We start from the raw sequence: 21,416 nt of genomic DNA, 5'->3' as shown, positions 1-21,416 counted from the left end.
CCTCAGGCTGCGTCGCCGGCCACTTCGGCGAGGGCGCGGAACAGCAGGACGGTGGAGGCGGCCCCGGGGTCCAGGTGGCCGACGCTGCGGGGTCCGAGGTAGCTGGCCCGGCCCTTGCGCGCCTGCATCGGTACCGTCGCCTCAGCGCCCTTCTCCGCGGCTTCCAGGGCCGCCTGCGCGGCGGTCGCCACCCCGTCTCCGGCGGCGGCCCCGTACGCCTCCACCGCGGGGGCGAGGGCGTCGACCATCGTCTTGTCCCCTTCGACGGCCTTGCCCAGCTCCCGTACGGCGTCCAGGGCGGCCTGCAGGGCCGTGCCGAGAGCGGGGGCGTCCACGTCGGCGGTGTCGCCGAGGGCCTTGCCCGCCCGGCGCAGCGCGCCGCCGTACAGCGGCCCGGACGCCCCGCCGGTCTTGGACACGAGTGCCCGGCCGGCGGTCATCAGCACCTTGCCGGGCGGCAGGTCGGGGCCGAGGGCCTCGACCGCCGCCCGCAGGCCGCGGTTGAGGTTGGCGCCGTGGTCTCCGTCCCCGATCGCGGCGTCGAGCCTCGTGAGGCGGTCGGCGTCCGCCGCGACCAGTTCGGCGAAGCGTTCCATCCAGCGGCGCAGGTCCATCAGCGTCCCCACCGCAGGCCGGGCGTCTCCACCGGCGCGTCCCACAGCTCGGTGAGCTGGGGCGTCAGCCGCAGGACCGAGACCATGACGCCGGCCATCTCCAGGCTGGTCACATAGTTGCCGACGAGCGAGCGCGCCACCGTCACGCCGTGCCCGCCGAGCCATTCGGCCGCGGCCGCGTACGCGCCGTACAGCTCCATGAGCGGCGTGCCGCCCATGCCGTTGACCATGACGAGCACCTCGGACCCGGACAGTGGCATGTCGTCGTTGATCGCCGACAGCGCCACGTCGACGATCTCCGGGGCGGGGCGGAGTTTGGTGCGCTCCCGGCCGGGCTCGCCGTGGATGCCGATGCCCAGCTCCATCTCGTCGTCGCCGAGTTCGAACGTCGGGCGCCCGGCGGCGGGGACGGTGCAGGCGGTCAGGGCGACCCCGAACGAACGGGTCCGCTCGTTGACCTCGCGGACGACGGCGGCGACGTCCTGCAGCGTGCCGCCGGCCTCGGCCAGCGCCCCGGCGGTCTTCTCCGCGAAGAGGGTCGCCCCGGTGCCCCGCCGTCCGGCGGTGTACGTGCTGTCCTGCACCGCCACGTCGTCGTCGATCACGACGGGCACGACCTCGACGTCCTCGTCCTCGGCCAACTCGGCGGCCATCTGGAAGTTCAGAACGTCACCGGTGTAGTTCTTCACGATGTGCACGACCCCGGCCCCGCCGGACGCCGCGGTGGTCGCGGCGAGGATCTGGTCGGGAACCGGTGAGGTGAACACCTCACCGGGACAGGCGGCGTCGAGCATGCCGTACCCGACGAAACCCCCGTGCAGCGGCTCATGGCCGGAGCCCCCTCCGGAGACCAGCCCGACCTTGCCGGTACGCGGGGCGTCGGCCCGGACGATGATCCGCTGGTCCAGGTCGACCCGCAGGGACGGGTGCGCGGCCGCCATGCCGCGCAGGGTGTCGAGGACGACGTCGTCTACGTCACCGATCAGTTTCTTCATGGTTCCCGGAATACCGTGTCCAACCCCACTACGCCAGAGTTGTGGCTGATTGATGGGTTAAAGCCTGAATCTCCGTATGATGTCGAAACGTGATCGATGACGTTGAGCGCGCGCTCGTGGTGATGGCCCACCCCGATGACATCGACTTCTCCTGCGCCGGAACGGTCGCGACGTGGACCGACGCGGGCATCGAGGTCGCGTACCTCCTGGTGACCGACGGCGACGCGGGCGGCTTCGACGACGACGTGCCGCGCGAGGAGATGGGCCCGCTGCGCCGGGCCGAGCAGACCGCGGCGGCCAAGTGCGTCGGCGTCACCGACGTGCGCTTCCTCGGGTACCCCGACGGGCGCGTGGAGCCGACGCTCGACCTGCGCCGCGACATCGCGCGCGTGATCCGGCAGGTCCGCCCCGACCGGGTGGTCATCTCCAGCCCCGAGCGGAACTACGAACGGATCTACGCCGGCCACCCCGACCACCGGGCGGTGGGATCGGCCGCGTGGGACGCCGTCTACCCCGACGCCCGGAACCCGTACGCCTTCCCGGAGCTGCGCGCCGAGGGGCTGGAGGCCTGGACCGCCCGGGAGATCTGGGTGATGGGCGGGCCCTCGCTGGGCGAGTACGTCGACGTCACGGACGTCTTCGACCGCAAGCTCGCGGCGCTGCGCTCCCACGTCAGCCAGGTGTCCCACCACGAGGACCTGGAGGGGATGCTGCGCGCCTGGATGGGCGCGAACGCCGCTCGCGGCGGACTCCCCGAGGGCCGCCTGGCCGAGGCGTTCCAGATCGTTCCAGCGGTGTAACCCCCGGACGCGAACCCCGAACCGCTTTGAATCACCCTCAGGAAACGGACAACGTGGCACCCAAGATCCTGCTCGACTGCGACACCGGCATCGACGACGCGATCACCCTCCTGTACCTGGCGACGCTCGTGAAGGCCGGTGAGGCGGAGCTCGTCGCCGTCGGCACCGTGCACGGCAACGTCGCCCCCGACGTCGGCGCGCTCAACACGCTCCGGGTCCTCGAACGCGCCGGCCTGACGGAGGTGCCGGTCGCCGTGGGCGCCGTCCGCCCCATGGCCCAGGACGTGAACTACGCGCACGACTGGCACGGCACGGACGGCCTGGGCGAGACCGGCCTGCCCGAGCCGGCGGGCCGCCCGGTCGAGATCTCCGCGCCGGAGCAGATCATCCGGCTCGGCCGGGAGCACCCCGGTGAGCTGACGCTCCTCGCCGTCGGCCCGCTCACCAACCTCGCCATCGCCCTGCTGCTGGAGCCGTCGCTGCCGACGCTGTTCCGCGAGGTGATGGTCATGGGCGGCGCGTTCGACCACCAGGGCAACATCACCAGCCACGCCGAGGCGAACGTCTGGCACGACCCGGAGGCCGCCGAGCTGGTCCTGGGCGCGGGCTGGCCGATCACGCTGGTGCCGCTCGACGCGACCCACCCGACGGCGGTCGACGGCGGGTGGCTGGACCGGCTCGCCGAGGCCGACTCCGAGGTCGCGCGCTTCGCCGCCCGGATCCTGGAGTTCTACGCCACCGCCTACACCCGCTCGCTCGGCAAGCGCGGAGCGGTGATCCACGACGCGCTGGCCGCGATGCTGGCCGTCGACCCGTCCATCGGGGAGTACGCCGAACGGCCCGTACGGGTCGAGCTGCGCGGCGAGCGCACCCGCGGGACGACGCTGTGGGACCGCCGCTTGTACGCCGACGAGGGTGACCGCCCGGTCGTCAGGGTCGCCGTCGGCGTGGACGTCGCGGCCTTCCAGGACCGCCTCCTGGCCGCCCTCCGGTGAAATCAGCGTTCGCACCGGCGATCCGGTGAGGCCGCGGCGATGCGGGCGCCAAAACCGACCGGCTATTTAAATACCGAAAAGTATTCTTCTCCCGAAGCACCGGAAATCCGTCTTTTTCTCGGTTAACAAACCGAATTCGCGCTAATTCCCCGCGTAGCGACCCTGGGCGATGTAGCGTCTCAGCCTCCTGGAAGCCTTGGTCCGATCAGGAGGAATGCGTGCTGAGCATCGACGGGTGCCTTTCCCGGCTCATGGGCGTTCCCGGCGCGCGGAGCGTGACCCTCGTCGACTGCGCCACCGGTCTCTGCGTCGCGTCGGCCGGCCGCGAGGACGTGGTCGACCGGCACGAGAACGCCGCAGGCACCACCGAGGTCGTCCGCGCGATCCTGGCCGACCCGGCGATGAGCAGCACTTCCACCGGCGATGACATCGAGGAGATCATCGTCTGCGGCGCGAACGGATATCACCTGCTCGCCGCCGTCGGCACGAGCGCCGACGCATTACTCTTCCTGCACCTGCTGATCGACCGCACGCAGGGAAATCTGGCATTGGCCCGGCATCGCCTGCAGACAATGGTCCAGGAAATGGCGGGGCCCGAACGTGCGCGGTGACGAAGCGGCACGGCCGGCGGGCGCCCTTCGCGAACCACCGTACGCCGCGGCCGGAACGGTCGTTCCGGCCCCGGCACCGCCGGAGAACAGGTTGATCGCGGCATTACGCCGAGCCGAGGAGGGCCGCCGCACCGGCGTGCTGCGGGCCGGCGACGACGGAGTGCTCCACCTCACCGACGGGGCCGTCACGTTCGCCGAGAGCCGCTGGACCCCCGCACCCGACGCGGGCCCACCGGCTCCATCGGACCGGTGGCCGACACCCGGGCGGACCGATGGCGGGCCCCGGCCCGCCCCCACGGAGTGGCACCGGGAGACGCGGCTGCTGTTGGCGATCTTCGACGCGGTGTACTTCCTGCTCGATTCGGACGCCGCCCCGTCCTTCACCGAACGCCCGCCGCATCGGCCCGCCCCGGAGTGCCGGGTCTCCCCCACCGCGTTGCTGCGCGAGTGCTCGCGCCGGCGCGAGGAGCCCGATGCCGGGTGGCCGGCGACGCTGGTGGACCGGGTCCCGGTCGTCCCGGTCCGCACGGTGCGCCGGCGGCGGATCGTCCTGACCGGCCCGCAGATCGAGGTCATCCTCAACGCGGACGGCCACCGTACGCCCGCCGATCTGGCGCGCGACCTGGGACGTACGGCCTTCGGGTGCCTCACGGCGGTCCGTGCCCTCACCGCCGCCGAACTGGTCCGGCCGCCCCGGAACGAGCCCGACGCGCTTCCGGTCCGGCGACGACGCCCGCCGGCTCGGGGATCGGACGGCGGCGAGGACACGGCGGCACCCGCCCCCTGGGCGCCGGTCGAACTCGACGTGCTCCTCCGGCTCCGGGCCGGGCTCGAGGAGCTGACATGACGAAGCGCCGGCTCGGCGGTCTGCGAGAAAGGTTGACGAAGGTGGCGATGCCCGACCCGGCCCACGGCCCGAACCGCGCGCCCGACCCCGTCGTGCTGGCGGCGCTCAGGACACTGCGCGGACGCCTCCCCCAGCTGACCGGCAGCCTGGTCGCCTCCTCGGACGGACTGCTCATCGCGCACGATCTACCGACCGTGATCGAACCCGATGGCATGGCGGCCCTGGCCGCCAGCGAACTCTCGCTGTCCCAGCGGATGGTCTCCATCGCGAACGACGGCGCCTTCCGCGAAGTGGTCGTCCAGAGCACCAAGGGCTACGCCGTGATCTACGCCGCCGGGCCGACCGCCTCCCTCACGGTGCTGGCGGGCCCCGGCGCGAACGTCGGCCGCCTGCACCTCGAATCCCGGCCCGTGGCCCGCCACATCGCCGATCACCTGGTCGACGCGGCGTCCGGCCCCCAGCGCCCCGCACTCCCGTAACCCGAAAGGATCACGCATGTCCAACCTGGATCTGGCCCTGAAGAGCATGATGGCGGTCGACGGCGCGGTCGGCGCCGCCGTCGTCGACTACAGCAGCGGGATGGCCCTCGGCATCCTGGGCGGCTCGAAGACGCTCGACCTACAGGTCGCCGCGGCGGGCAACACCGAGGTCGTACGCGCCAAGCTGCGCACGATGGAGCAGCTCGGCATCAAGGAGGACATCGAGGACATCCTCATCACCCTGTCCGCGCAGTACCACATCATCCGTCCCGTCACCGGGCGCAAGGGGAAGGGCCTCTTCCTCTACCTGGCACTCGACCGGTCCCGAGCGAACCTCGCGCTGGCCCGCCACCACCTCAAAGGCATCGAGGAGGAGATCGAAGTGTGACGCCGGACCCGCGGCCCCGGAGCCTCTCGCCCGGGGTCGCGGTGCCCTCCGGACGCGCGCGCCGCGCCGCCGTAGCCGCCATCTAGGATCCTGCGTCATGGGCGATGAGAAACCGCAGGTGGCGGCCTTCACGGACCTGGACCTGACCACCCTCTACGCGCTGTTGAAGCTTCGCGTCGACGTCTTCGTCGTCGAGCAGGAGTGCCCGTACCCGGAGCTGGACGGGCGCGACACCGAGCCCGGCACCCGGCACGTCTGGCTGTCCGGCGACTCCGGTGGGCCCACGGCGTACCTGCGCGTCCTGGACGACCCGGACGGCGCGCGGATCGGCCGGGTCGTGACGGCGCCGCACGCGCGCGGAGGCGGGCTGGGGGCGCGGCTGATGGAGGCCGCGCTGGAGGCCATCGGCGACCGTACGGTCCGGCTCGACGCGCAGACGCACGTCGCGGGCTTCTACGCGAGGTACGGCTTCGTCGTCGACGGCCCCGAGTACGTCGAGGACGGCATCCCCCACGTCCCCATGGTCCGCCGCTGAACCGAAACCCTGATACCGGCGTCGGGCCACTCCTCCGACGTCGCCGTACGCAGTGACGTGCCGGTCACCGACTGAACCGGTCGGCGCGGTGTCGCGCGTGGACAGTGGGCAGTGAATTCCGGAAATGTGCTTCGTGATGGAATGTGGCGAGCGATATGAACCGAGGAGTGATCATATGTCCGTCACCGACGCACTCTTGGCGAACGCCCGGCGCTACCCCGACCACTTCGCGACCGGCGCTCTGTCGGCGGCGCCGGAACGGCACCTGACCGTCGTGGCGTGCATGGACGCCCGGCTCGATCTGTTCAGCATGCTCGGCTTGGAGATCGGTGACGCGCACATCGTCCGGAACGCGGGCGGCGTGGTCACCCCCGACGTGATCCGCTCGGTGGCGATCAGTCAGCGGTCGCTCGGCACCAGGGAGATCATGCTGATCCACCACACCGGGTGCGGCCTGCTCGGCATCACCGATGAGGAGTTCCGCGCGCAGCTCAAGGCCGAGACCGGTCTTGAGCCCGAGTGGTCGGCCGAGGCGTTCACCGACCTGGACGAGGACGTGCGCGAGTCGATCGCGCGGATCAAGGCCGACCCGTTCATCCCGCACAAGGACTCCGTCCGCGGCTTCGTCTTCGACGTCAAGACCGGCGAGCTCCGCGAGGTCACTCCCTGAGCGGCCGAGGTCGCCCCTGGGCCGCTCCGTCCGCCGTCAGACGAGACGGCGGGCGGCGGCCCAGCGGGACAGCTCGTGGCGGTTGGACAGCTGGAGTTTGCGCAGCACCGATGACACGTGCGTCTCGACGGTCTTGACCGAGATGAACAGCTCCTTGGCGATCTCCTTGTACGCGTAGCCGCGGGCGATCAGCCGGAGCACCTCGCGCTCGCGCTGGGTGAGCTGGTCCAGCTCGGGGTCGATGGGCGGGGCGTCGGTCGCGGCGAAGGCGTCCAGCACGAACCCCGCGAGCCGGGGCGAGAAGACCGCGTCGCCCTCGGCCACCCGGCCGATCGCCCTGGTCAGCTCCGGCCCGGAGATCGTCTTGGTGACGTAGCCGCGGGCGCCGCCGCGGATCACGCCGATGACGTCCTCGGCCGCGTCCGACACCGACAGCGCCAGGAAACGCGTCGCCGCCCCCTGACCGGCCGTCGCGCTCTGGCCGCCCGTCGCGCCCTCGGCCGCGCCGCCGCGCGCGCCACTGAGCACCCGGCGCAGCACTTCCACGCCACCGCCGCCGGGCAGGTGGACGTCGAGCAGCACGACGTCGGGCCGGGTCGCCGCGATGACCTCGACGGCCTCGTCGACGTCGCCCGCCTCACCGACGATCTCCACGGAGTCGCCCAGCTCCGCCTTCACGCCGCTGCGGAACATCTGGTGGTCGTCGACCAGCACCACACGCGTCATGTCCGTTTCAACTCCAGTCTCACTTCGGTGCCCTCGCCCGGAGCCGTACGGATCTCCGCCTTGCCGCCGTTGCGCTCCATCCTTCCGATGATGGACTCCCGGACGCCCATGCGGTCCGCCGGTACGGCGTCGAGGTCGAAACCGCGTCCCCGGTCCCGTACGAAGATCATCACATCGTCGCCGTCCACCTCCGCGTAGACCGAGACGGACGGCGGCGCGGTCTCGGTCCCCGCGTACTTGGCGGCGTTGACCATGGCCTCGCGGGCCGCCTGCAGCATCGCGCCGAGCCGCTCGTCCAGCGGGCAGTCGCCGACGCAGACGACCTCGATGGGGACGCCGTGGTGGTCCTCCACCTCCGCGGAGATCTTCCGTACGGCGGCGGCGAGCGCCTGCTCGGCGTCCGCCTTCGGCTGGTACAGCCAGGCGCGGAGGTCGCGCTCCTGGGCGCGCGCCAGCCGCTGGACCTCTTTCGGGTCGTGCGCGTTGCGCTGGATGAGCGTCAGCGTGTGCAGCACCGAGTCATGTACGTGCGCGGCCACTTCGGCCCTCTCTTGTGATCGGATCCGCTCCCGGCGCTCGTCATCGAGGTCGCGCCACATGCGCAGCAGCCAGGGCGCCACGATGACGGCGACTCCGGCGACGATGATGCCCGAGCCGAGCAGGACCTGCCCGACGTGCTGGATGTTCTGGATGAGGAAGGCGACCAGTCCCGCGGTGACGAGGGCCGCGCCGACGACGCTGCGGATCCACAGGGAACGGGTGTTGCGGACCCAGCGCCGCCGGTGCTCGGGGTCGGCCTGCTGCCAGATGATGCCGACGCCGATGCCGCCCGCGACCACCGGCCACAGTGCCCGGGTCTCCGTGGCCGAGGTCAGGGTGAACGTCGACAGCGCGCCGACGAGCACGCCGTACGCGAGCAGTTGCGTCCAGTCGCGGTACGGCCGGGCCTCGACCCGTGGGGGGACGAGCAGCCACAGCGCGACATAGGCGATGACGCCGATACCGGCCGCGATGAGCACGGCGAACGCCACGCGCACGACGACGAGGTCGAGCCCCAGATGTTCGGCCAGGCCACGGCAGACGCCGCCGACGACCCGGCCGTCGGCGCGTCGTTCGAGACGTCGGGGACCGTCGCCGGCCTCACCAGGGTTTTCGGGCACACGCCGATCGTCACACGTTCCGCGCCGGATCGCATCGGGGCTTCCCCCGGAGCCTCCCTCAGGGACGTGTCAGGGGTCTCCCGGATGGTGATCGGCGATGGCGTTCGGGACGATGTCTCCATGACCGAGGACAGCGGCGCGCCGCCGCGGCGGCTCACCCGCTCGCAGGAAGGCCGGCTCATCACGGGGGTGTGTGCCGGCCTGGCGCGTTACACGCGCATCGATCCGGTGGTGTTCCGCATCGGGTTCGCGCTGCTCGTCCTCACCACGGGAGTCGGCGTTCTGCTGTACGTCGGGGCGTTCCTGCTCATGGGACAGCCCGACGGGGGGCCGTCGAAGATCGAGGGGCTCGGCCACCGGCTGTTCGACGGCGACACCGCGCTCGCGCTGCTCGGCTTCGCGCTGGGCGCGGGCGCCGTCCTCGGAATCGCGGGCGACTGGACGTCTCCCAACGCGCTCGCGGTGGTCGTGGTGTTCGCCCTCGCGCTGTTCACGGCGCGCTCACGCGGCGTCGACCTGGTCCTCCTCGCCCGCAGCCTCCCCGACCGCGTCAAGGGCCGTCCCCTGGCGTCGTGGACTCCCCCGGCCCCACCCACCGTCCCGCCTTATCGTATGCCTGACGGTATGATCGATCTTGCTCGTCTGGCGCGCACGGAGCCGCTCGAAACGGCACCGCCTCCCCCCTCGCCGCCGACGTCTTCGCCGGTCCTTCCACGCCGGCGCAGGTCGTACCTGACGGTGTCCACGATGGTGACCGCCGTGCTGGTGGCGAGCGTGCTGTACGCCGTCGGCGATCGGCGGCCCGACCTGGGCGGCCTCCAGACCATCATCGCCGGCGCACTCGTCGTGGTCGCGGCCGGCATTTTCGTCGGCTCCTGGTTCGGCCGGGACCGCAAGCTGATCTTCGTTGGAGCGATCATGTCTCTCGCCCTCGCATCGACCTCGATCGCCGGCGATCCGTCCATCGCGCGAAGGACGCACGCCTCCGCGTGGCGGCCCGCCGACGTGTCGCAGGCCGAGCGGTCGCACAAGGTCCTCGTCGGCGAGGGCGCCGTCGACCTGACCTCGGTGCCGCTCACTCCCGGACAGCGCATCCGCGTCACCGCCACGGTGACGGTCGGGGTGCTCACGGTCAAGCTGCCCGCCACGGCGCGCGTCGAGCTGAACGCCCAGGCGTTCCTCGGGGACATCACCGTGGACCGGCAGATCACCGGCGGCCCCCGCGCCCGGGTCGTCCGCGTCCTCGAACCGGACGTACGGCCGAACGGCGCGGCGCCGATCATCGAGCTGCGCCTCCGCAGCACGGTCGGGGACATGGAGGTCACCCGTGTTCCGGCATAGGTTCGACCCGTCGTCGCTGCTGGCGGCGGCCCTGTTCCTCGCCGTCGCGTACATCTATCTCGCCGGGAGCCCGCCCGTCTGGGTGGCGCCCGGCCTCGTCGGCGCCCTCGGCGTGCTCGCTCTCGTCCGCGTCATGTTCCGGTCGCGGCGGCGCGAGCCCACGGACCCGCGGAACGCGTGGCGCCTCGACGCCCGGTACGGCAAGGGCCCGGAGCGCTGAGCGACGAGGCAGGCTGACAGCGGGGTCGCGTCAGGCCGCCGGAGCGCTGAGCGACGAGGCAGGTTGAGCAGGGTCGCGTCAGGCCGCCGGAGCGGGTGAGGACGGGGACGCCGACGAGGGCGGTGCCGGGGGTACGAGGGTCGACGGCTCGATGGGCGGTTCGGCGGCGGGAGCTCTGCGGCTCGTCCGCCACACGACGAGGACGAAGACCGCCAGCCACAGCAGGTTGACCCAGCGCACGCCGAGGTGCTGGTAGCCGTTCACGCGGACACCGGGGAGGGTGAACACCCCGAGCAGGACACCGCGGAAGATGACGGTCCAGTCCAGCCGCCGGTACGGCAGCAGCGCCAGTATCGGCAGCAGCATGGCGTCGTACCAGGGGTACTGCAGTGGCGAGACGAGGGTGGTGCCGAACGCCAGCACGGCCACGGGCAGCACGTCGAGCGGCAGCCGCTGCACCTCGGCGGACGGCCGCCGCCACAGCGCGAACGGCAGGCCGGCCCGCCACCACAGGAAGGCCGTCAGCGCGACCGCGAGCACGCCCATCCACACCATGTAGAGCCCGTGGTGGGTCAGGATGAACTCCGGCACCGGCAGGTACCGGTCCTTCTTGCGGCCGAGCCGGGCGTTGAGCGAGTGCATCGCCGCCGGCCCGGCCAGCACGTAGCCGCCACCGCCGACGAGGAGGAAGCCGACCACGGTGGCCGCCGCGCGCCGGTACCGCGCCGGGGACAGCCAGGCGGCGATCACCAGTCCGGCCGCGGGGAAGAGGAACGACGCCTTGACCGCGACCGCGGCTCCGCCGAGCAGCCCGCCCGCGAACGCCGAGTGCCGCGCCGCGTACAGCGCGGCCACGAGGAAGAACACCGCGAAGACGTCCGCGTGCCCGCTGCCCACCATCCAGAACAGGATCAGCGGGTTGGCCGTCCACAGCAGGCAGGCACGGAGCCGGCGCACCGGGTCGGGGCCGGTCATCCGGTCGAGGATCACGCCGGTGCCGATGAACGCGGCCGCGTTGGCCCACTTGAGCAGGAAGATGATCCGCGCCATCGAGTTGCCGCCGAAGTGCGCGGCGAGCCACTGGATTCCGGTCATCACCGGCCCGTACACGGTGGGGACCCGCTGCCAGCCGCTGGGCATCAGCAGGCCGACCGGGTCACCCGTGTGGGCGAGGCGCAGCGGCGTCGTGACGTACGGGTCCCGGCCCAGGTCGGCGATGCGCCCGTAGATGGCGTAGTTCATCATGTCGACGGAGCCGGTGGGCGGGAGCAGCGCGTACACGCAGGCGACGACCGCTCCGGCCAGGAGCAGGCGGCGTGGGCTCACCCACGGGCCCTTGCGCAGGGCGTACAGCCCGGACAGCACTCCCGCTCCCGCGCTCGCCGCCGCGATCCAGGTGAGGGTCGTGACCGTCGCCCAGGACGGCGAACCCCCGAAGGTCAGGAACGGCCAGGTCGGGCCGAAGTACGGAACGGCCGCGGAGGTGCCGAGCACCATTGCCGCGCCCATCGCGACGATGCTCGCCCCCAGCATCACCCAGGAAAAGACGCGGGACATGGAATACGACGTTAAGGCCGGAATATCGGGGTTGCAGCCGCTCCCGCGCGGTGTTCACCGAACGCTCACCTGACGGTCGCGTGGAGGCTGAGTGCGTACCCCGGACCCGGATTTACCAGCTCACGCGGGTGCCCGCCACCGTACACGCGGACCCGGTTGGCCCGCAGCGCGCGCTCGGCCACCCCCTGGTCCGTGATCGTCCGTTCGGACAGCTCTCCCGCGAGCACGGCGAGCACGTCGGCGGTGGGGGCGGCGCGGCGCCCAGGCGCCCACGCGTACAGCCAGATCTCCTGCTCCCCGGGCAGCCGTACGGGCACGCCGTCGAAGCGGGCGAGGTTCCACCAGTCGCCGGGGCGGGCGGCGAGCTCACGGACGAGCCCGGCCAGCCGGCCGATCGTGACGGTGGGACGGGCGGCGTACGGGCTGGCGTCGCCCTGCATGGTGAGGTCGGGAATGACCGAGAGATTCAACGGAAGTCCTTCGTGGCGCGGCAGCGGTGCCGCAGGGCCGGCGGTCGGTCTGAACGGAGTCAGCGACAACAACACGAAGGACACAGCGCGGCGACCGCGTGGCGAGAGGCCACGAGAGCGGTCGGAGTCTGGCGCGCTGGCATGGAGTCAAGTGTGCAGGCAGCCGACCGGCGCCGTCAAACGCGCGCGCCGAGAGGTGGGCAGGGCGACCCTGCCCACCCGCTCGATCGGCTGGAGGCCGTCACTGCTGGGGGGCGAGTATCTCCCCGGTCTCCTTGTCGCGGATGCTGATCGCCTCGACCGGGCACGATTCGGCGGCGTCGACCGCCTCGTCGGCCGGGTCCGCCTCCCGGCGTGTGGGCCGGGATGTGCCGTCGACGAGCGTGAAGTGGCCGGGTGCGGTTCCGGCGCAGATGCCGGAGCCGATACAGGTCCGCCCGTCCACCTCGATCAGCCAGGTCATTTCGGTGTCCTTCCCGTCTCCTCGGGTTCTCACTGGTCCCAGGCGATCGGCATCCGTGCGGGTGCCCGCGTGGCCACCCCGGTCTTCCAGACGGTGCCCTCTTCGGAGGCGGCGAACCGCAGGTCCGGGAGGCGGTGCAGCAGGGTGCCCAGGGCGACCTGGAGTTCCATCCGGGCCAGTTGGGCGCCCAGGCAGTGATGCGGGCCGTGGCCGAAGCCGATGTGGGATGCCTCTTTGCGTTCCAGGTCGAGCGTGGCGGGGTCGGTGTAGACCGATCCGTCCCGGTTCGCCGATTGCAGGGCGACCACCACGGGTTCCCCGGCGCGCACCGTCACCCCGCCCAGTTCGACGTCTTCGAGCGCGTAGCGCGCGCTGCCCGCGCCGTTCCCGAGGGGGACGTAGCGCATGAGCTCCTCCACCGCCTGCGGAATCAGGTCCGGATCCGCGCGCAGGGCCGCGAGTGCCTGGGGGTGGGTCAGCAGCACGTAGACGAAGTTGGGGATCTGTGAGGCCGTCGTCTCGTGACCGGCGACCAAGATCCCCTCGGCCATCGTCAGCAGTTCCTCCTCCGACAGCCGGTCGTGCTGGTCGCGTGCCTCCACGAGCGCGCTGAGCAGGTCGTCCTGCGGGGCCTTCCGGCGTTCGGCGATCAGGCCCGCCATGTAGTCCCGCATCCGCCCGGTGTGCTCGGCGACCTCTTCCGGCGTGAACCGGGTGGTGGACAGGAACGCGTCGGACCACACACGGAAGTCGTGCCGGTCCTCGACGGGCACCCCGAGCAGTTCGCAGATCACGGTGATCGGCAGGGGCAGCGCGAAGTCCTCGACCAGGTCGGTGGGCGGTCCGGCGGCCAGCATCCGGTCCACCAGATGGTCGGCGACCTGCTGGGCGCGGGGCCGCAGCTGTTCGACGCGCCGGGCGGTGAACGCCTTGGCCACGAGTCTGCGCAGGCGGCTGTGCTCGGGCGGGTCCAGGCGCAGAAGGTTGCCGGGCGACCCCATGTGCAGCCGCGTGCGCGGTTCGTCGCGTCCGGCGCCGGCGGCCCGGCTGAACCGCGGATCGCCGAGGACGACCTTGGCGTCCTCATAGCGGGTGACGAGCCAGGCGGGCTCGCCGTACGGGAGTTGGACCCGGCACAGGGGCTGTTCGCGGAGCTCGTCGAACGCCGGAGCGACGTCCAGTCGTTCGGACGCGCCGAGCAGGTCGGACCAGGGTTTCACCGTTGTCATCACCGACTCCTCTGAGGGGACGTGGTGTACATCACGTGACGTGGAGGCACGCCGATCAGGCCGGAACGCAGACGCCATCCCGATCGCTCGCCCAGCGCGGGCGCGAGCAGATGGCACAGGGCGTCGACGAGCAGCTCGAGCGGATCATCGGTCGCCACCGGCCACTCACCGGCGAGCCATACCGCCAGAAACGACTCCGTCTGCAGCACGGCCATCAGGGCCCGCTGCCGCGCCTCCGCGGGAGAGGTGCCCCGCCAGCGTCGGAGGTCATCGGTGAGCAGGGCGACGTGGCGTTCGCGCGCGGCGCGGGAACGGTCGCGGGCACCGTCGCCGGTCGCCGTCGGCCCGGCGGCGACGAGCGCCCGGACCACCGGGGCCATCTGGCGCCAGCGTCCGGTGGCGCCCTCCAGCCATGTGCGGATCGCCTGGCGGGTCCACACCGGCTGGGTGGCCAGGTCGGTGTAGGCCTCGTCGGCGACCTTGTACATGTGCGCCACGAGCGCCTGCACGATCTCGGTCTTCCCGGCGAAATGCGCGTAGACGGTCACCCGGGTGACCCCCGCCGCCCGGGCGATGTCCTCCATCGTCGCCTCGGCGAAGGACGTGGTCTCGAACACCGCCACCGCACCGTCGAGGATCCGGCGGCGGGTCAGCCTCTTCTGCTCCTCGCGCAGGCTCAGTCTGCCTTCAGGCACCGCCGGATCGGCGGTCGGCGACGGCGTCGCCCCGGGTTCGGCCGGGGCGCCGTCGTGAAGCACCGGATGATGATCCACGCCATGACCATACGTCGTGACTGTTCGCCATACAAGATGTAAAGCGCACTGAGGCAGGCCGTCCGGAGGGATCCGGCGCGGGCCGTGCCAGGTGAGCAGGGGCTTTTTACCTCGACGCCATGCCCGGGTCCCGTACCGTCCATCGGGAGCGGCCACGATCGGTCCGGTTTTTCGTGAGACAGGATTGCACGATGGGACTCGACCGGCGTTCTTTCATCCGCAACGGCCTGATCGCGGGGGGCGGGGCGACGCTGCTCGGCACCGGCCCGCAGGCCGCGGCGCTCGTACGGGCGGGGCGCCCGCAGATCACCCACGGCGTGCAGAGCGGAGACGTCTCCGCCCACGGGGGGATCGTGTGGACCCGCGCCGACCGGCCCGCGCGGATGCTCGTCGACGTGAGCACCCGGCCCGACTTCCGGCGGTTCGCGACCGTCCGCGGTCCGCTGCTGACGCCGGACACCGACCTGACGGGGAAGGTGCGGCTGCGGGACCTGCCCGCCGGGGAGCAGATCCACTACCGGGTGCGCCTCGCCGACCCGCACGACACGTCCCTGCTGTCGGCGCCCGCCGAGGGGGCCTTCCGCACGGCGCCGCGCACGCGCCGCGACATCCGCTTTGTCTGGTCCGGTGACCTGGCCGGCCAGGGCTTCGGCATCAACCCCGACATCGGCGGTTACCGGATCTTCAAGGCGATGAAGGCGCTGGACCCGGACTTCTTCCTGTGCAGCGGCGACCACTGGTACGCCGACAACCCCATCCCGGCGACGGTGACGCTCGCCGACGGGCGGATCTACCGGAACCTCACGACCCCGGAGAAGTCCAAGGTCGCCGAGACGCTCGCCGAGTTCCGCGGCCAGCACCGGTACAACCTCATGGACGAGAACCTCCGCGCCCTCGCGGCGGTCGTCCCGCAGATCAACCAGTGGGACGACCACGAGACGCACAACAACTGGTGGCCCGGGCAGATCCTCGACGACCCGAACTACACCGAGAAGCGCGTCGACGTGCTGTCCGCGCGGGCCCACCAGGCGCTGTTCGAGTACCTGCCGATCGCCGAGCGGCCGAGCGGCGACGGCCGCGTCCACCGCAAGATCTCCTACGGGCCGCTGCTCGACGTGTTCGTCCTCGACATGCGGACCTACCGCGACGCGAACGGACCGGACAACGCCACCGCCGACGACCAGGGCATCCTGGGCAAGGCGCAGGCGGAGTGGCTCAAGCGCGAACTCGCGGCCTCCAAGGCCACCTGGAAGATCGTCGCCGCCGACATGCCGCTCTCGCTCGTCGTCTCCGACGCGCACGGCATCGAGGCCGTCTCCCAGGGCGACAACGGCAAGCCGCTCGGCCGCGAGCTGCAGATCGCCGACGTGCTGTCCACCATCAAGAAGCGGCGCGTACGGAACGTCGTGTGGCTGACCGCCGACGTCCACTACACGGCCGCGCACTACTACGACCCGGCCAAGGCCGCGTTCCAGGACTTCGACCCGTTCTGGGAGTTCGTGTCCGGTCCGCTGAACGCCGGCGCGTTCGGCCCGAACGCCCTCGACGGCACCTTCGGCCCGCAGGTGAAGTTCCAGCAGGTCCCGCCGCACGCCAACACCTCGCCACTGGAGGGCTACCAGTTCTTCGGCGAGGTCGCCATCGACGGCGACTCGGGGTCGCTGACCGTACGGCTCCGCGACCTGGCCGGAAAGGCCCTGTACACCGTCACCCTCGACCCGAAGCGCTGAACTTCTTCGCGGCCGATCGGAGCACGGCAGAGGCGTCCGGCACGTCGAGCGCGGTCCGGCTGGTCGAGGGGTATCTCAACCGCTGTGTAAGGAGGGTCTGAGGGGGGTGACTGGCGGGAAGCGAAGCACGTCACCCGCCGGTCACCGCCTTGGAGGCCACTGCGGGCCCGGGCTACTCCCAGATGGAAAGGACCCAGCCCCAGGCCTCGACGTGGTCGTCGTAACCGTACTCGCACTTGTATCTCCAGCCCTCACGCTGATATTCCTGACCAGCGTCGATGCAGTCGCGTTGGCTGCCCCAGAACTCGACGTAGTGCCACGAGGCCAGCGCGCCCGCGGCCGTCTGCGGCACGGCCGCATGGGCCGGCGCACTCATCCCGCAAGCCATACCGGCGGCGATCCCCACACTGGCAATTGCAACGCGTAGGCGCATCTGCGTGCCTTTCTGTCACGGGTGTATCGGAGTCAGACCCCTGGCCGATCCGACAAACGATCTTCATCCATGATCATCGACAGGCACAAGACCCACAGCCACAATCCGTCGTCGCGTTCCCTGCCCGTCTAGCGGAGCGCATGGTCGATCCGGTGCGGCATGTTCCAGCCGTCGGCGAGCCGCGACGGGTGGATGTTCTCGCCGCCGCCGAAGAACTCGCAGAACTTCATGATCAGCGGGTCCCACCGCAGCGGGTCGACGTAGTGCGTCCCCGGGATGATCAGTTCTTCCTCGACGTGGGCGCGGACGACCCTCACCTGGAACGCCGTCGCGGTCAGATCCGGCCCCTCGAAGGGGTGGATCGCCTCGACGACGCACTCCAGCTGGATCGGGCACTCCGCGACGCGCGGCGCTCCCACCAGCTCGGCGGGCTGCTCGGTCAGCCCGGCCGTGCCGAACTTGTCCCGCTCGAACCGGTAGCCCTGCTCCACCTTGAAATCCGGGACCTCGGGTTTCCCGGTCAGCAGAGCGAGCCGGTCGACCGCGTCCACCATCGACGAGGACGCGAGGTTGAGCACGCACTCGCGTTCGCGCCGGAGGTTCGCGGTCGTCTGACCGCTGTTGCCGAGGCCCAGCATGCAGCAGTCGCCCAGCCACCAGGCGGACGACATCGGCGCGAGGTTCGCCGAACCGTCCTCGTTCCGCGAGCCGATCAGGACCACCGGGGTCCCGAAGTACAGCACCTTCAACGCGGCGACCTTGTGCATCTTCCCCGTCCTTCTCAGCGGTGTACGGAACGACCCTGCCCGAGCTCCGCCGGGGACGCTGGCGGGAATGCGACGTGGGGTTCGGGACGGCCGGCGCCCTGGGCCGGCACTGCTTGAGCGTGAAGATCGTCGCGTGTCGGGGTGTGCTGCGAGGTCATGAACCCCGACGGCACGATGGCCAAGGCCGCCGACCTGGAGATCTTCGCGCTGCGCTGGGGCCTGCCCCTGCTCGACGTCGCCGACCTCGCGAGGTATCTGTGAGGATCTTCCCTTTCGCGACCCGCCCGGCTCCTCTCGCCGGCCCATGCCCGAGGATCGATCCATGAGCGAGCAGCCCGAAGCCTTCTACCTGCCGACCGGCGAGGACGTCTACGAGCCGACGAGCGCGACCGAAAGCCCCTGGGACAGCGACGCGCAGCACGGCGGGCCCCCCACCGCGCTGCTGGCCCACGCCATCGACGCCACGGTCGCGCCCGGCATGCGGATGGCCCGGATCTCGGTGGACTTCCTCGCCCCCATCCCGCGGCGCACCGCCCGCGTCGAGGTCACCTCGCTGCGGCCCGGCCGGCAGGTCCGCCTCACCGAGGCCCACCTGATCGTCGATGGGCGGGCCGCCGTGACCGCCCGCGCCTGGCACATCGCGACGGGCCCGACCCCGCCCGTACGGACCGAGAGCGTCCCGCCGCCTCCGCTCCCGCCCGCGCCGACCGAGGAGTACGACTTCCACGGCCTGACCGACTGGGGCTACGGCCAGGCCATCGAATGGCGCTTCACCGGCGGCCAGGACACTCGCGGCGCCGCGCAGGTGTGGACCCGCGTCCGCATCCCGTTGATCGCGGGGCGGAAACTCAACGGCCTGGCCCGCGCGCTGATCGTCGCCGACTCCGCCAACGGCGTGTCGGCGACTCTGCCCTTCCACGAGTGGCTGTCCATCCCGCCCACCATGACCACCACGCTGTTGCGCCACCCCGAGGGCGACTGGGTGTACCTGGACGCCCGCACCCACCTGGCCGACGACGGCCTCGGCCTGACCGACGCCACCCTCTCCGACCCCGACGGCCGCCTCGGAGACGTCGCCCAACCTCTCCTCATCCGCCAACGGACAACCTGAACCCGGCTGCTCCGGAAAGGGCCGGCCCGTGGCCGGCCCTTCGCACTGGTCGATCAACGCCCGCTTGCGAGGTCGTCGGAGCGTCCGGCCTCCAGGCGGGGCCACTGGGCGGTGGGACGTCCGTTGGTCCGGGCGATGTTGTCGGCCCGCGGCCAGCCGGCGGGCGAGTCCTCCCATGGCTCCTGCCGCCCGTACACGGTGCGGTCCAGCAGGCCGTAGGTCTGGTCCATCACCTCGACGCCACGGCCGGTGGTCCAGTAGGTCTCGAAGACCCGGTCGCCCTGCCGCAGGTAGCACGCCAGCATGAACCGGCCGCGCCCCGCCATCAGGACGTCGATGGACTCCGCCGCGGAGTACCAGGGCACGTCCCAGCCCATGAAGTCGCGGTAGCGGACGCTCTCCTCGTACGGGCCCTGGCAGAACGTCGCGTACGTGATGTCGCGTACGTGCAGGTAGGACAGCTCGCGGACCTGGCTGTTGAAGAACGTGCAGCCCTCGCACTGCTCGGCGGCCGGATGGCCGGTGTGCCACATCTGGTAGTAGGCGATCAGCTGCCGGCGGCCCTCGAACGTCTCCAGCAGCGTGACCGGCCCGTCGGGACCGATCAGCTTGGCGGCGGCGTCGACCTCCACCATCGGCAGCCGACGGCGAGCGGCCGCGATGGCGTCGCCTTCGTGGGTGTGCGCCTTCTCCCGGATCCGCAGAGCGTCGAGTTCGGCCTGGTAGGCGGCCCGGTCGGTGATCCTGTGCGCGGTGTTCACGAGGTTTCCCTTCGTCTCCGGTGGACTTTCACCCCATCGACGAAGGCGGCCCTGCCGGATCGACATCGGCCGATGGAAATCTCAGAGTTCTTCAAGCCGGCCGGTCAGGTAGCGGCGCTCGGCCTCGGTCGGCGCCAGCTTCAGGGCCTCCTCGTACGCCGCCCTCGCCTCGCCGGCACGACCGGCTCGGCGCAGCAGGTCGGCCCGGGTCGCGGGCAGCAGGTGGTAGCCCTCGAGCCGGCCGGACGCCGCGAGCTCGTCGACCAGGGCCAGGCCGGCCGGGATCCCGTCCGCCATCGCGACCGCCACGGCGCGGTTGAGGTCCACGACCGGGGACGGCGCCAGCCGGGCCAGTTCGCCGTACAGGATCGCGATCTGCGGCCAGTCGGTGCTCGCCGCGTCCGGCGCCGTGGCATGGCAGGCGGCGATCGCGGCCTGCACCTGGTAGGGCCCGGTACGCCGCAGGGCCAGCGCCTGGTCGAGCGTCGCGACCCCCTCGGCGATCAGCGTCCGGTCCCACCGGGATCGGTCCTGGTTCTCCAGCGTGACCAGCACGCCGTCGTCGATACGGGTCGCGCGCCGGGCCTCGTGCAGCAGCATCAGCGCGAGCAGCCCGCGCGGCTCGGGTTCGTGCGGCATCAACCGGACCAGGACACGGGCCAGCCGGATGGCCTCGGCCGCCAGGGCACGCGTGTCCTCCTCGTCGTAGCCCCGGTTGAAGATCAGGTAGAGCACCGCGAGGACGGCGGCCAGCCGCTGGGGAAGGATCTCGGCGGGTGGTACGCGATACGGGATGCCGGCCTCGGCGATCTTGCGCTTGGCCCGGACCAGGCGCTGTGCCATCGCGGGCTCGGCGGTCAGGAGGGCGTGGGCGATCTCGGCCGTGCTCAGGCCCGCCAAGGTGCGCAGGGTGAGCGCGACCCGGGCCGGGAACGGCAGCGCCGGATGACAACAAGTGAAGATCAGCCGCAGCCGATCGTCCGGGATCTCCTCGGACGACGACTCGTCCGGGTCACGTGCCAGCACCGCGAGCTGACGCAGCCTGGCCGCGCCGACGGCGTCGCGGCGCAGCCGGTCGGTCGCGCGGTTGCGGGCCGTGGTGGTGAGCCAGGCGCCCGGGCGGCGCGGCACGCCGTCGCGTGGCCAGGTCCTCAGCGCTGCGGCGAAGGCGTCCTGCGCGCAGTCCTCGGCCAGATCCCAGTCCCCCGTCAGCCCGATCAGGGTCGCCACGACCTGGCCCCACTCGTCCCGGAACGCCGCGTCGACCGCCGCCCGGACCGGGTCGCCGGACACGGTCACTCCCAGACCGGGCGGATCTCGACACCGCCCCAGCGCGCGTACGGATGGCCCGAGGCGATCTCGATCGCCTCGTCCAGGTCCGCGCACTCGACGATCACGAAGCCGCCGACGAAGTCCTTGGTCTCGGCGAACGGCCCGTCCGAGACCAAGGTCTCACCGTCACGGACCCGGACCGTGGTCGCGTCCACCACCGGACGCAACCGCGCGCCGACGAGCCTGCCGCCCCGCCGGTCCAGATCCGCCAGCCAGGCCTGGTGCACCGGGTCCGCCGCGAGTTCCTCGTTGCTCGGCGAGACCGTCTCGTCATCGCAGATGAGCAGCACGTACTTCATGCGCTCGATTCTTGCTCACGGCCGGAAGGTCCGGCGGTAGGTCTCGGGCGGGGCGCCCGGCTCCCGGCCGTCCGCGACGCGATCTGTGGCCTTCCGGCACGGCCTGTGGT

27 protein-coding genes are annotated in these 21,416 nt (G+C 71.6%); 13 read left to right on the top strand and 14 right to left on the bottom strand.

Annotated features, from left to right (window positions below; translation table 11 throughout):
• Positions 1–2: 2 nt before the first annotated feature.
• Both dhaL and dhaK read right to left on the bottom strand, forming a co-directional pair.
• Positions 3–626 (bottom strand): dihydroxyacetone kinase subunit DhaL, encoded by a 624-nt coding sequence (dhaL, locus tag ABEA24_RS05240; protein ID WP_345429459.1) that lies wholly within the window; start codon positions 624–626, stop codon positions 3–5.
• Positions 614–1,609, bottom strand: a complete 996-nt coding sequence (dhaK, locus tag ABEA24_RS05235; RefSeq protein WP_345429458.1) for a dihydroxyacetone kinase subunit DhaK — start codon at positions 1,607–1,609, stop codon at positions 614–616. The genes dhaL and dhaK overlap by 13 nt, the downstream gene beginning before the upstream one ends.
• Before the next feature lie 89 nt (positions 1,610–1,698).
• Between dhaK and ABEA24_RS05230 the strand changes: the two genes are divergently transcribed.
• From ABEA24_RS05230 to ABEA24_RS05195, 8 genes are all read left to right on the top strand, one after another.
• Complete coding sequence (locus tag ABEA24_RS05230) at positions 1,699–2,409, top strand: PIG-L deacetylase family protein (RefSeq protein ID WP_345429457.1); 711 nt, start codon at positions 1,699–1,701, stop codon at positions 2,407–2,409.
• 53 nt (positions 2,410–2,462) lie between these two features.
• Positions 2,463–3,404: a nucleoside hydrolase gene (locus ABEA24_RS05225; RefSeq protein WP_345429456.1), complete on the top strand. Its 942-nt coding sequence runs from the start codon at positions 2,463–2,465 to the stop codon at positions 3,402–3,404.
• 275 nt (positions 3,405–3,679) lie between these two features.
• Positions 3,680–4,015, top strand: coding sequence for a hypothetical protein (locus ABEA24_RS05220; protein WP_345429455.1), 336 nt, complete (start codon positions 3,680–3,682; stop codon positions 4,013–4,015).
• Positions 4,005–4,862, top strand: a complete 858-nt coding sequence (locus ABEA24_RS05215) for a hypothetical protein (RefSeq protein WP_345429454.1) — start codon at positions 4,005–4,007, stop codon at positions 4,860–4,862. Before ABEA24_RS05220 ends, ABEA24_RS05215 begins: the two co-directional genes overlap by 11 nt.
• Positions 4,859–5,341, top strand: coding sequence for a roadblock/LC7 domain-containing protein (locus tag ABEA24_RS05210; protein ID WP_345429453.1), 483 nt, complete (start codon positions 4,859–4,861; stop codon positions 5,339–5,341). Before ABEA24_RS05215 ends, ABEA24_RS05210 begins: the two co-directional genes overlap by 4 nt.
• A gap of 16 nt (positions 5,342–5,357) precedes the next feature.
• Positions 5,358–5,729: a hypothetical protein gene (locus tag ABEA24_RS05205; RefSeq protein ID WP_345429452.1), complete on the top strand. Its 372-nt coding sequence runs from the start codon at positions 5,358–5,360 to the stop codon at positions 5,727–5,729.
• Between the two features lie 97 nt (positions 5,730–5,826).
• The gene (locus ABEA24_RS05200) at positions 5,827–6,264 is read left to right on the top strand and encodes a GNAT family N-acetyltransferase (protein ID WP_345429451.1); all 438 of its coding nucleotides are present in this window, start codon (positions 5,827–5,829) and stop codon (positions 6,262–6,264) included.
• A 175-nt stretch (positions 6,265–6,439) separates the two neighbouring features.
• Entirely contained in the window at positions 6,440–6,934 is a 495-nt protein-coding gene (locus tag ABEA24_RS05195) for a beta-class carbonic anhydrase (RefSeq protein ID WP_345429450.1), read from the top strand.
• Between the two features lie 36 nt (positions 6,935–6,970).
• Here ABEA24_RS05195 and ABEA24_RS05190 read toward each other — a convergent pair whose 3' ends face one another.
• Both ABEA24_RS05190 and ABEA24_RS05185 read right to left on the bottom strand, forming a co-directional pair.
• Positions 6,971–7,660, bottom strand: coding sequence for a LuxR C-terminal-related transcriptional regulator (locus tag ABEA24_RS05190; RefSeq protein WP_345429449.1), 690 nt, complete (start codon positions 7,658–7,660; stop codon positions 6,971–6,973).
• Positions 7,657–8,820 carry an ATP-binding protein gene (locus ABEA24_RS05185; protein WP_345429448.1) on the bottom strand — a complete coding sequence of 388 codons (1,164 nt, stop codon included), beginning with the start codon at positions 8,818–8,820 and terminating at the stop codon, positions 7,657–7,659. Before ABEA24_RS05185 ends, ABEA24_RS05190 begins: the two co-directional genes overlap by 4 nt.
• A 120-nt stretch (positions 8,821–8,940) precedes the next feature.
• Between ABEA24_RS05185 and ABEA24_RS05180 the strand changes: the two genes are divergently transcribed.
• Positions 8,941–10,161 carry a PspC domain-containing protein gene (locus tag ABEA24_RS05180; protein WP_345429447.1) on the top strand — a complete coding sequence of 407 codons (1,221 nt, stop codon included), beginning with the start codon at positions 8,941–8,943 and terminating at the stop codon, positions 10,159–10,161.
• Positions 10,148–10,381 carry a hypothetical protein gene (locus ABEA24_RS05175; protein ID WP_345429446.1) on the top strand — a complete coding sequence of 78 codons (234 nt, stop codon included), beginning with the start codon at positions 10,148–10,150 and terminating at the stop codon, positions 10,379–10,381. The genes ABEA24_RS05180 and ABEA24_RS05175 overlap by 14 nt, the downstream gene beginning before the upstream one ends.
• 78 nt (positions 10,382–10,459) lie before the next feature.
• Here the strand turns inward: ABEA24_RS05175 and ABEA24_RS05170 are convergent, their stop codons facing one another.
• The 5 genes from ABEA24_RS05170 to ABEA24_RS05150 all read right to left on the bottom strand — a co-directional run bounded on the left by ABEA24_RS05170 (position 10,460) and on the right by ABEA24_RS05150 (position 14,873).
• Positions 10,460–11,938, bottom strand: a complete 1,479-nt coding sequence (locus tag ABEA24_RS05170; RefSeq protein WP_345429445.1) for an MptA/MptB family glycosyltransferase — start codon at positions 11,936–11,938, stop codon at positions 10,460–10,462.
• 65 nt (positions 11,939–12,003) lie between these two features.
• Complete coding sequence (locus ABEA24_RS05165; RefSeq protein WP_345429444.1) at positions 12,004–12,408, bottom strand: cupin domain-containing protein; 405 nt, start codon at positions 12,406–12,408, stop codon at positions 12,004–12,006.
• A gap of 241 nt (positions 12,409–12,649) precedes the next feature.
• Positions 12,650–12,871, bottom strand: coding sequence for a ferredoxin (locus tag ABEA24_RS05160; protein WP_345429443.1), 222 nt, complete (start codon positions 12,869–12,871; stop codon positions 12,650–12,652).
• A 29-nt stretch (positions 12,872–12,900) separates the two neighbouring features.
• Complete coding sequence (locus ABEA24_RS05155) at positions 12,901–14,100, bottom strand: cytochrome P450 (protein WP_345429442.1); 1,200 nt, start codon at positions 14,098–14,100, stop codon at positions 12,901–12,903.
• Positions 14,100–14,873 carry a TetR/AcrR family transcriptional regulator gene (locus ABEA24_RS05150; RefSeq protein ID WP_345429441.1) on the bottom strand — a complete coding sequence of 258 codons (774 nt, stop codon included), beginning with the start codon at positions 14,871–14,873 and terminating at the stop codon, positions 14,100–14,102. The genes ABEA24_RS05155 and ABEA24_RS05150 overlap by 1 nt, the downstream gene beginning before the upstream one ends.
• Before the next feature lie 191 nt (positions 14,874–15,064).
• On the opposite strand from ABEA24_RS05150, the gene ABEA24_RS05145 reads away from it, so the two are divergent.
• Entirely contained in the window at positions 15,065–16,603 is a 1,539-nt protein-coding gene (locus tag ABEA24_RS05145) for an alkaline phosphatase D family protein (protein WP_345429440.1), read from the top strand.
• A gap of 172 nt (positions 16,604–16,775) precedes the next feature.
• On the opposite strand, the gene ABEA24_RS05140 is transcribed toward ABEA24_RS05145, so the two are convergent.
• A complete protein-coding gene (locus ABEA24_RS05140; RefSeq protein WP_345429439.1) occupies positions 16,776–16,991 on the bottom strand; it encodes a hypothetical protein in 216 nt (71 codons plus the stop codon).
• 173 nt (positions 16,992–17,164) lie between these two features.
• Positions 17,165–17,803, bottom strand: coding sequence for a flavin reductase family protein (locus tag ABEA24_RS05135; RefSeq protein ID WP_345429438.1), 639 nt, complete (start codon positions 17,801–17,803; stop codon positions 17,165–17,167).
• 141 nt (positions 17,804–17,944) lie between these two features.
• On the opposite strand from ABEA24_RS05135, the gene ABEA24_RS05130 reads away from it, so the two are divergent.
• Both ABEA24_RS05130 and ABEA24_RS05125 read left to right on the top strand, forming a co-directional pair.
• Complete coding sequence (locus tag ABEA24_RS05130; RefSeq protein ID WP_345429437.1) at positions 17,945–18,064, top strand: 3,4-dihydroxy-2-butanone-4-phosphate synthase; 120 nt, start codon at positions 17,945–17,947, stop codon at positions 18,062–18,064.
• A gap of 61 nt (positions 18,065–18,125) precedes the next feature.
• The gene (locus ABEA24_RS05125) at positions 18,126–18,914 is read left to right on the top strand and encodes a thioesterase family protein (RefSeq protein WP_345429436.1); all 789 of its coding nucleotides are present in this window, start codon (positions 18,126–18,128) and stop codon (positions 18,912–18,914) included.
• A 53-nt stretch (positions 18,915–18,967) separates the two neighbouring features.
• On the opposite strand, the gene ABEA24_RS05120 is transcribed toward ABEA24_RS05125, so the two are convergent.
• The 3 genes from ABEA24_RS05120 to ABEA24_RS05110 all read right to left on the bottom strand — a co-directional run bounded on the left by ABEA24_RS05120 (position 18,968) and on the right by ABEA24_RS05110 (position 21,306).
• Positions 18,968–19,675, bottom strand: coding sequence for a DUF899 family protein (locus ABEA24_RS05120; protein ID WP_345429435.1), 708 nt, complete (start codon positions 19,673–19,675; stop codon positions 18,968–18,970).
• Positions 19,676–19,756: 81 nt separating this feature from the next.
• Entirely contained in the window at positions 19,757–20,968 is a 1,212-nt protein-coding gene (locus ABEA24_RS05115; protein WP_345429434.1) for an RNA polymerase sigma factor, read from the bottom strand.
• Between the two features lie 2 nt (positions 20,969–20,970).
• A complete protein-coding gene (locus ABEA24_RS05110) occupies positions 20,971–21,306 on the bottom strand; it encodes a YciI family protein (RefSeq protein ID WP_345429433.1) in 336 nt (111 codons plus the stop codon).
• Between the last annotated feature and the right edge of the window lie 110 nt (positions 21,307–21,416).

Source organism: Actinoallomurus vinaceus, assembly GCF_039542055.1.
In the GTDB taxonomy this organism is placed as follows: domain Bacteria; phylum Actinomycetota; class Actinomycetes; order Streptosporangiales; family Streptosporangiaceae; genus Actinoallomurus; species Actinoallomurus vinaceus.
The sequence above is the reverse complement of the archived record's forward strand: the minus strand, read 5'-3'. Positions and strand labels throughout refer to the sequence as shown.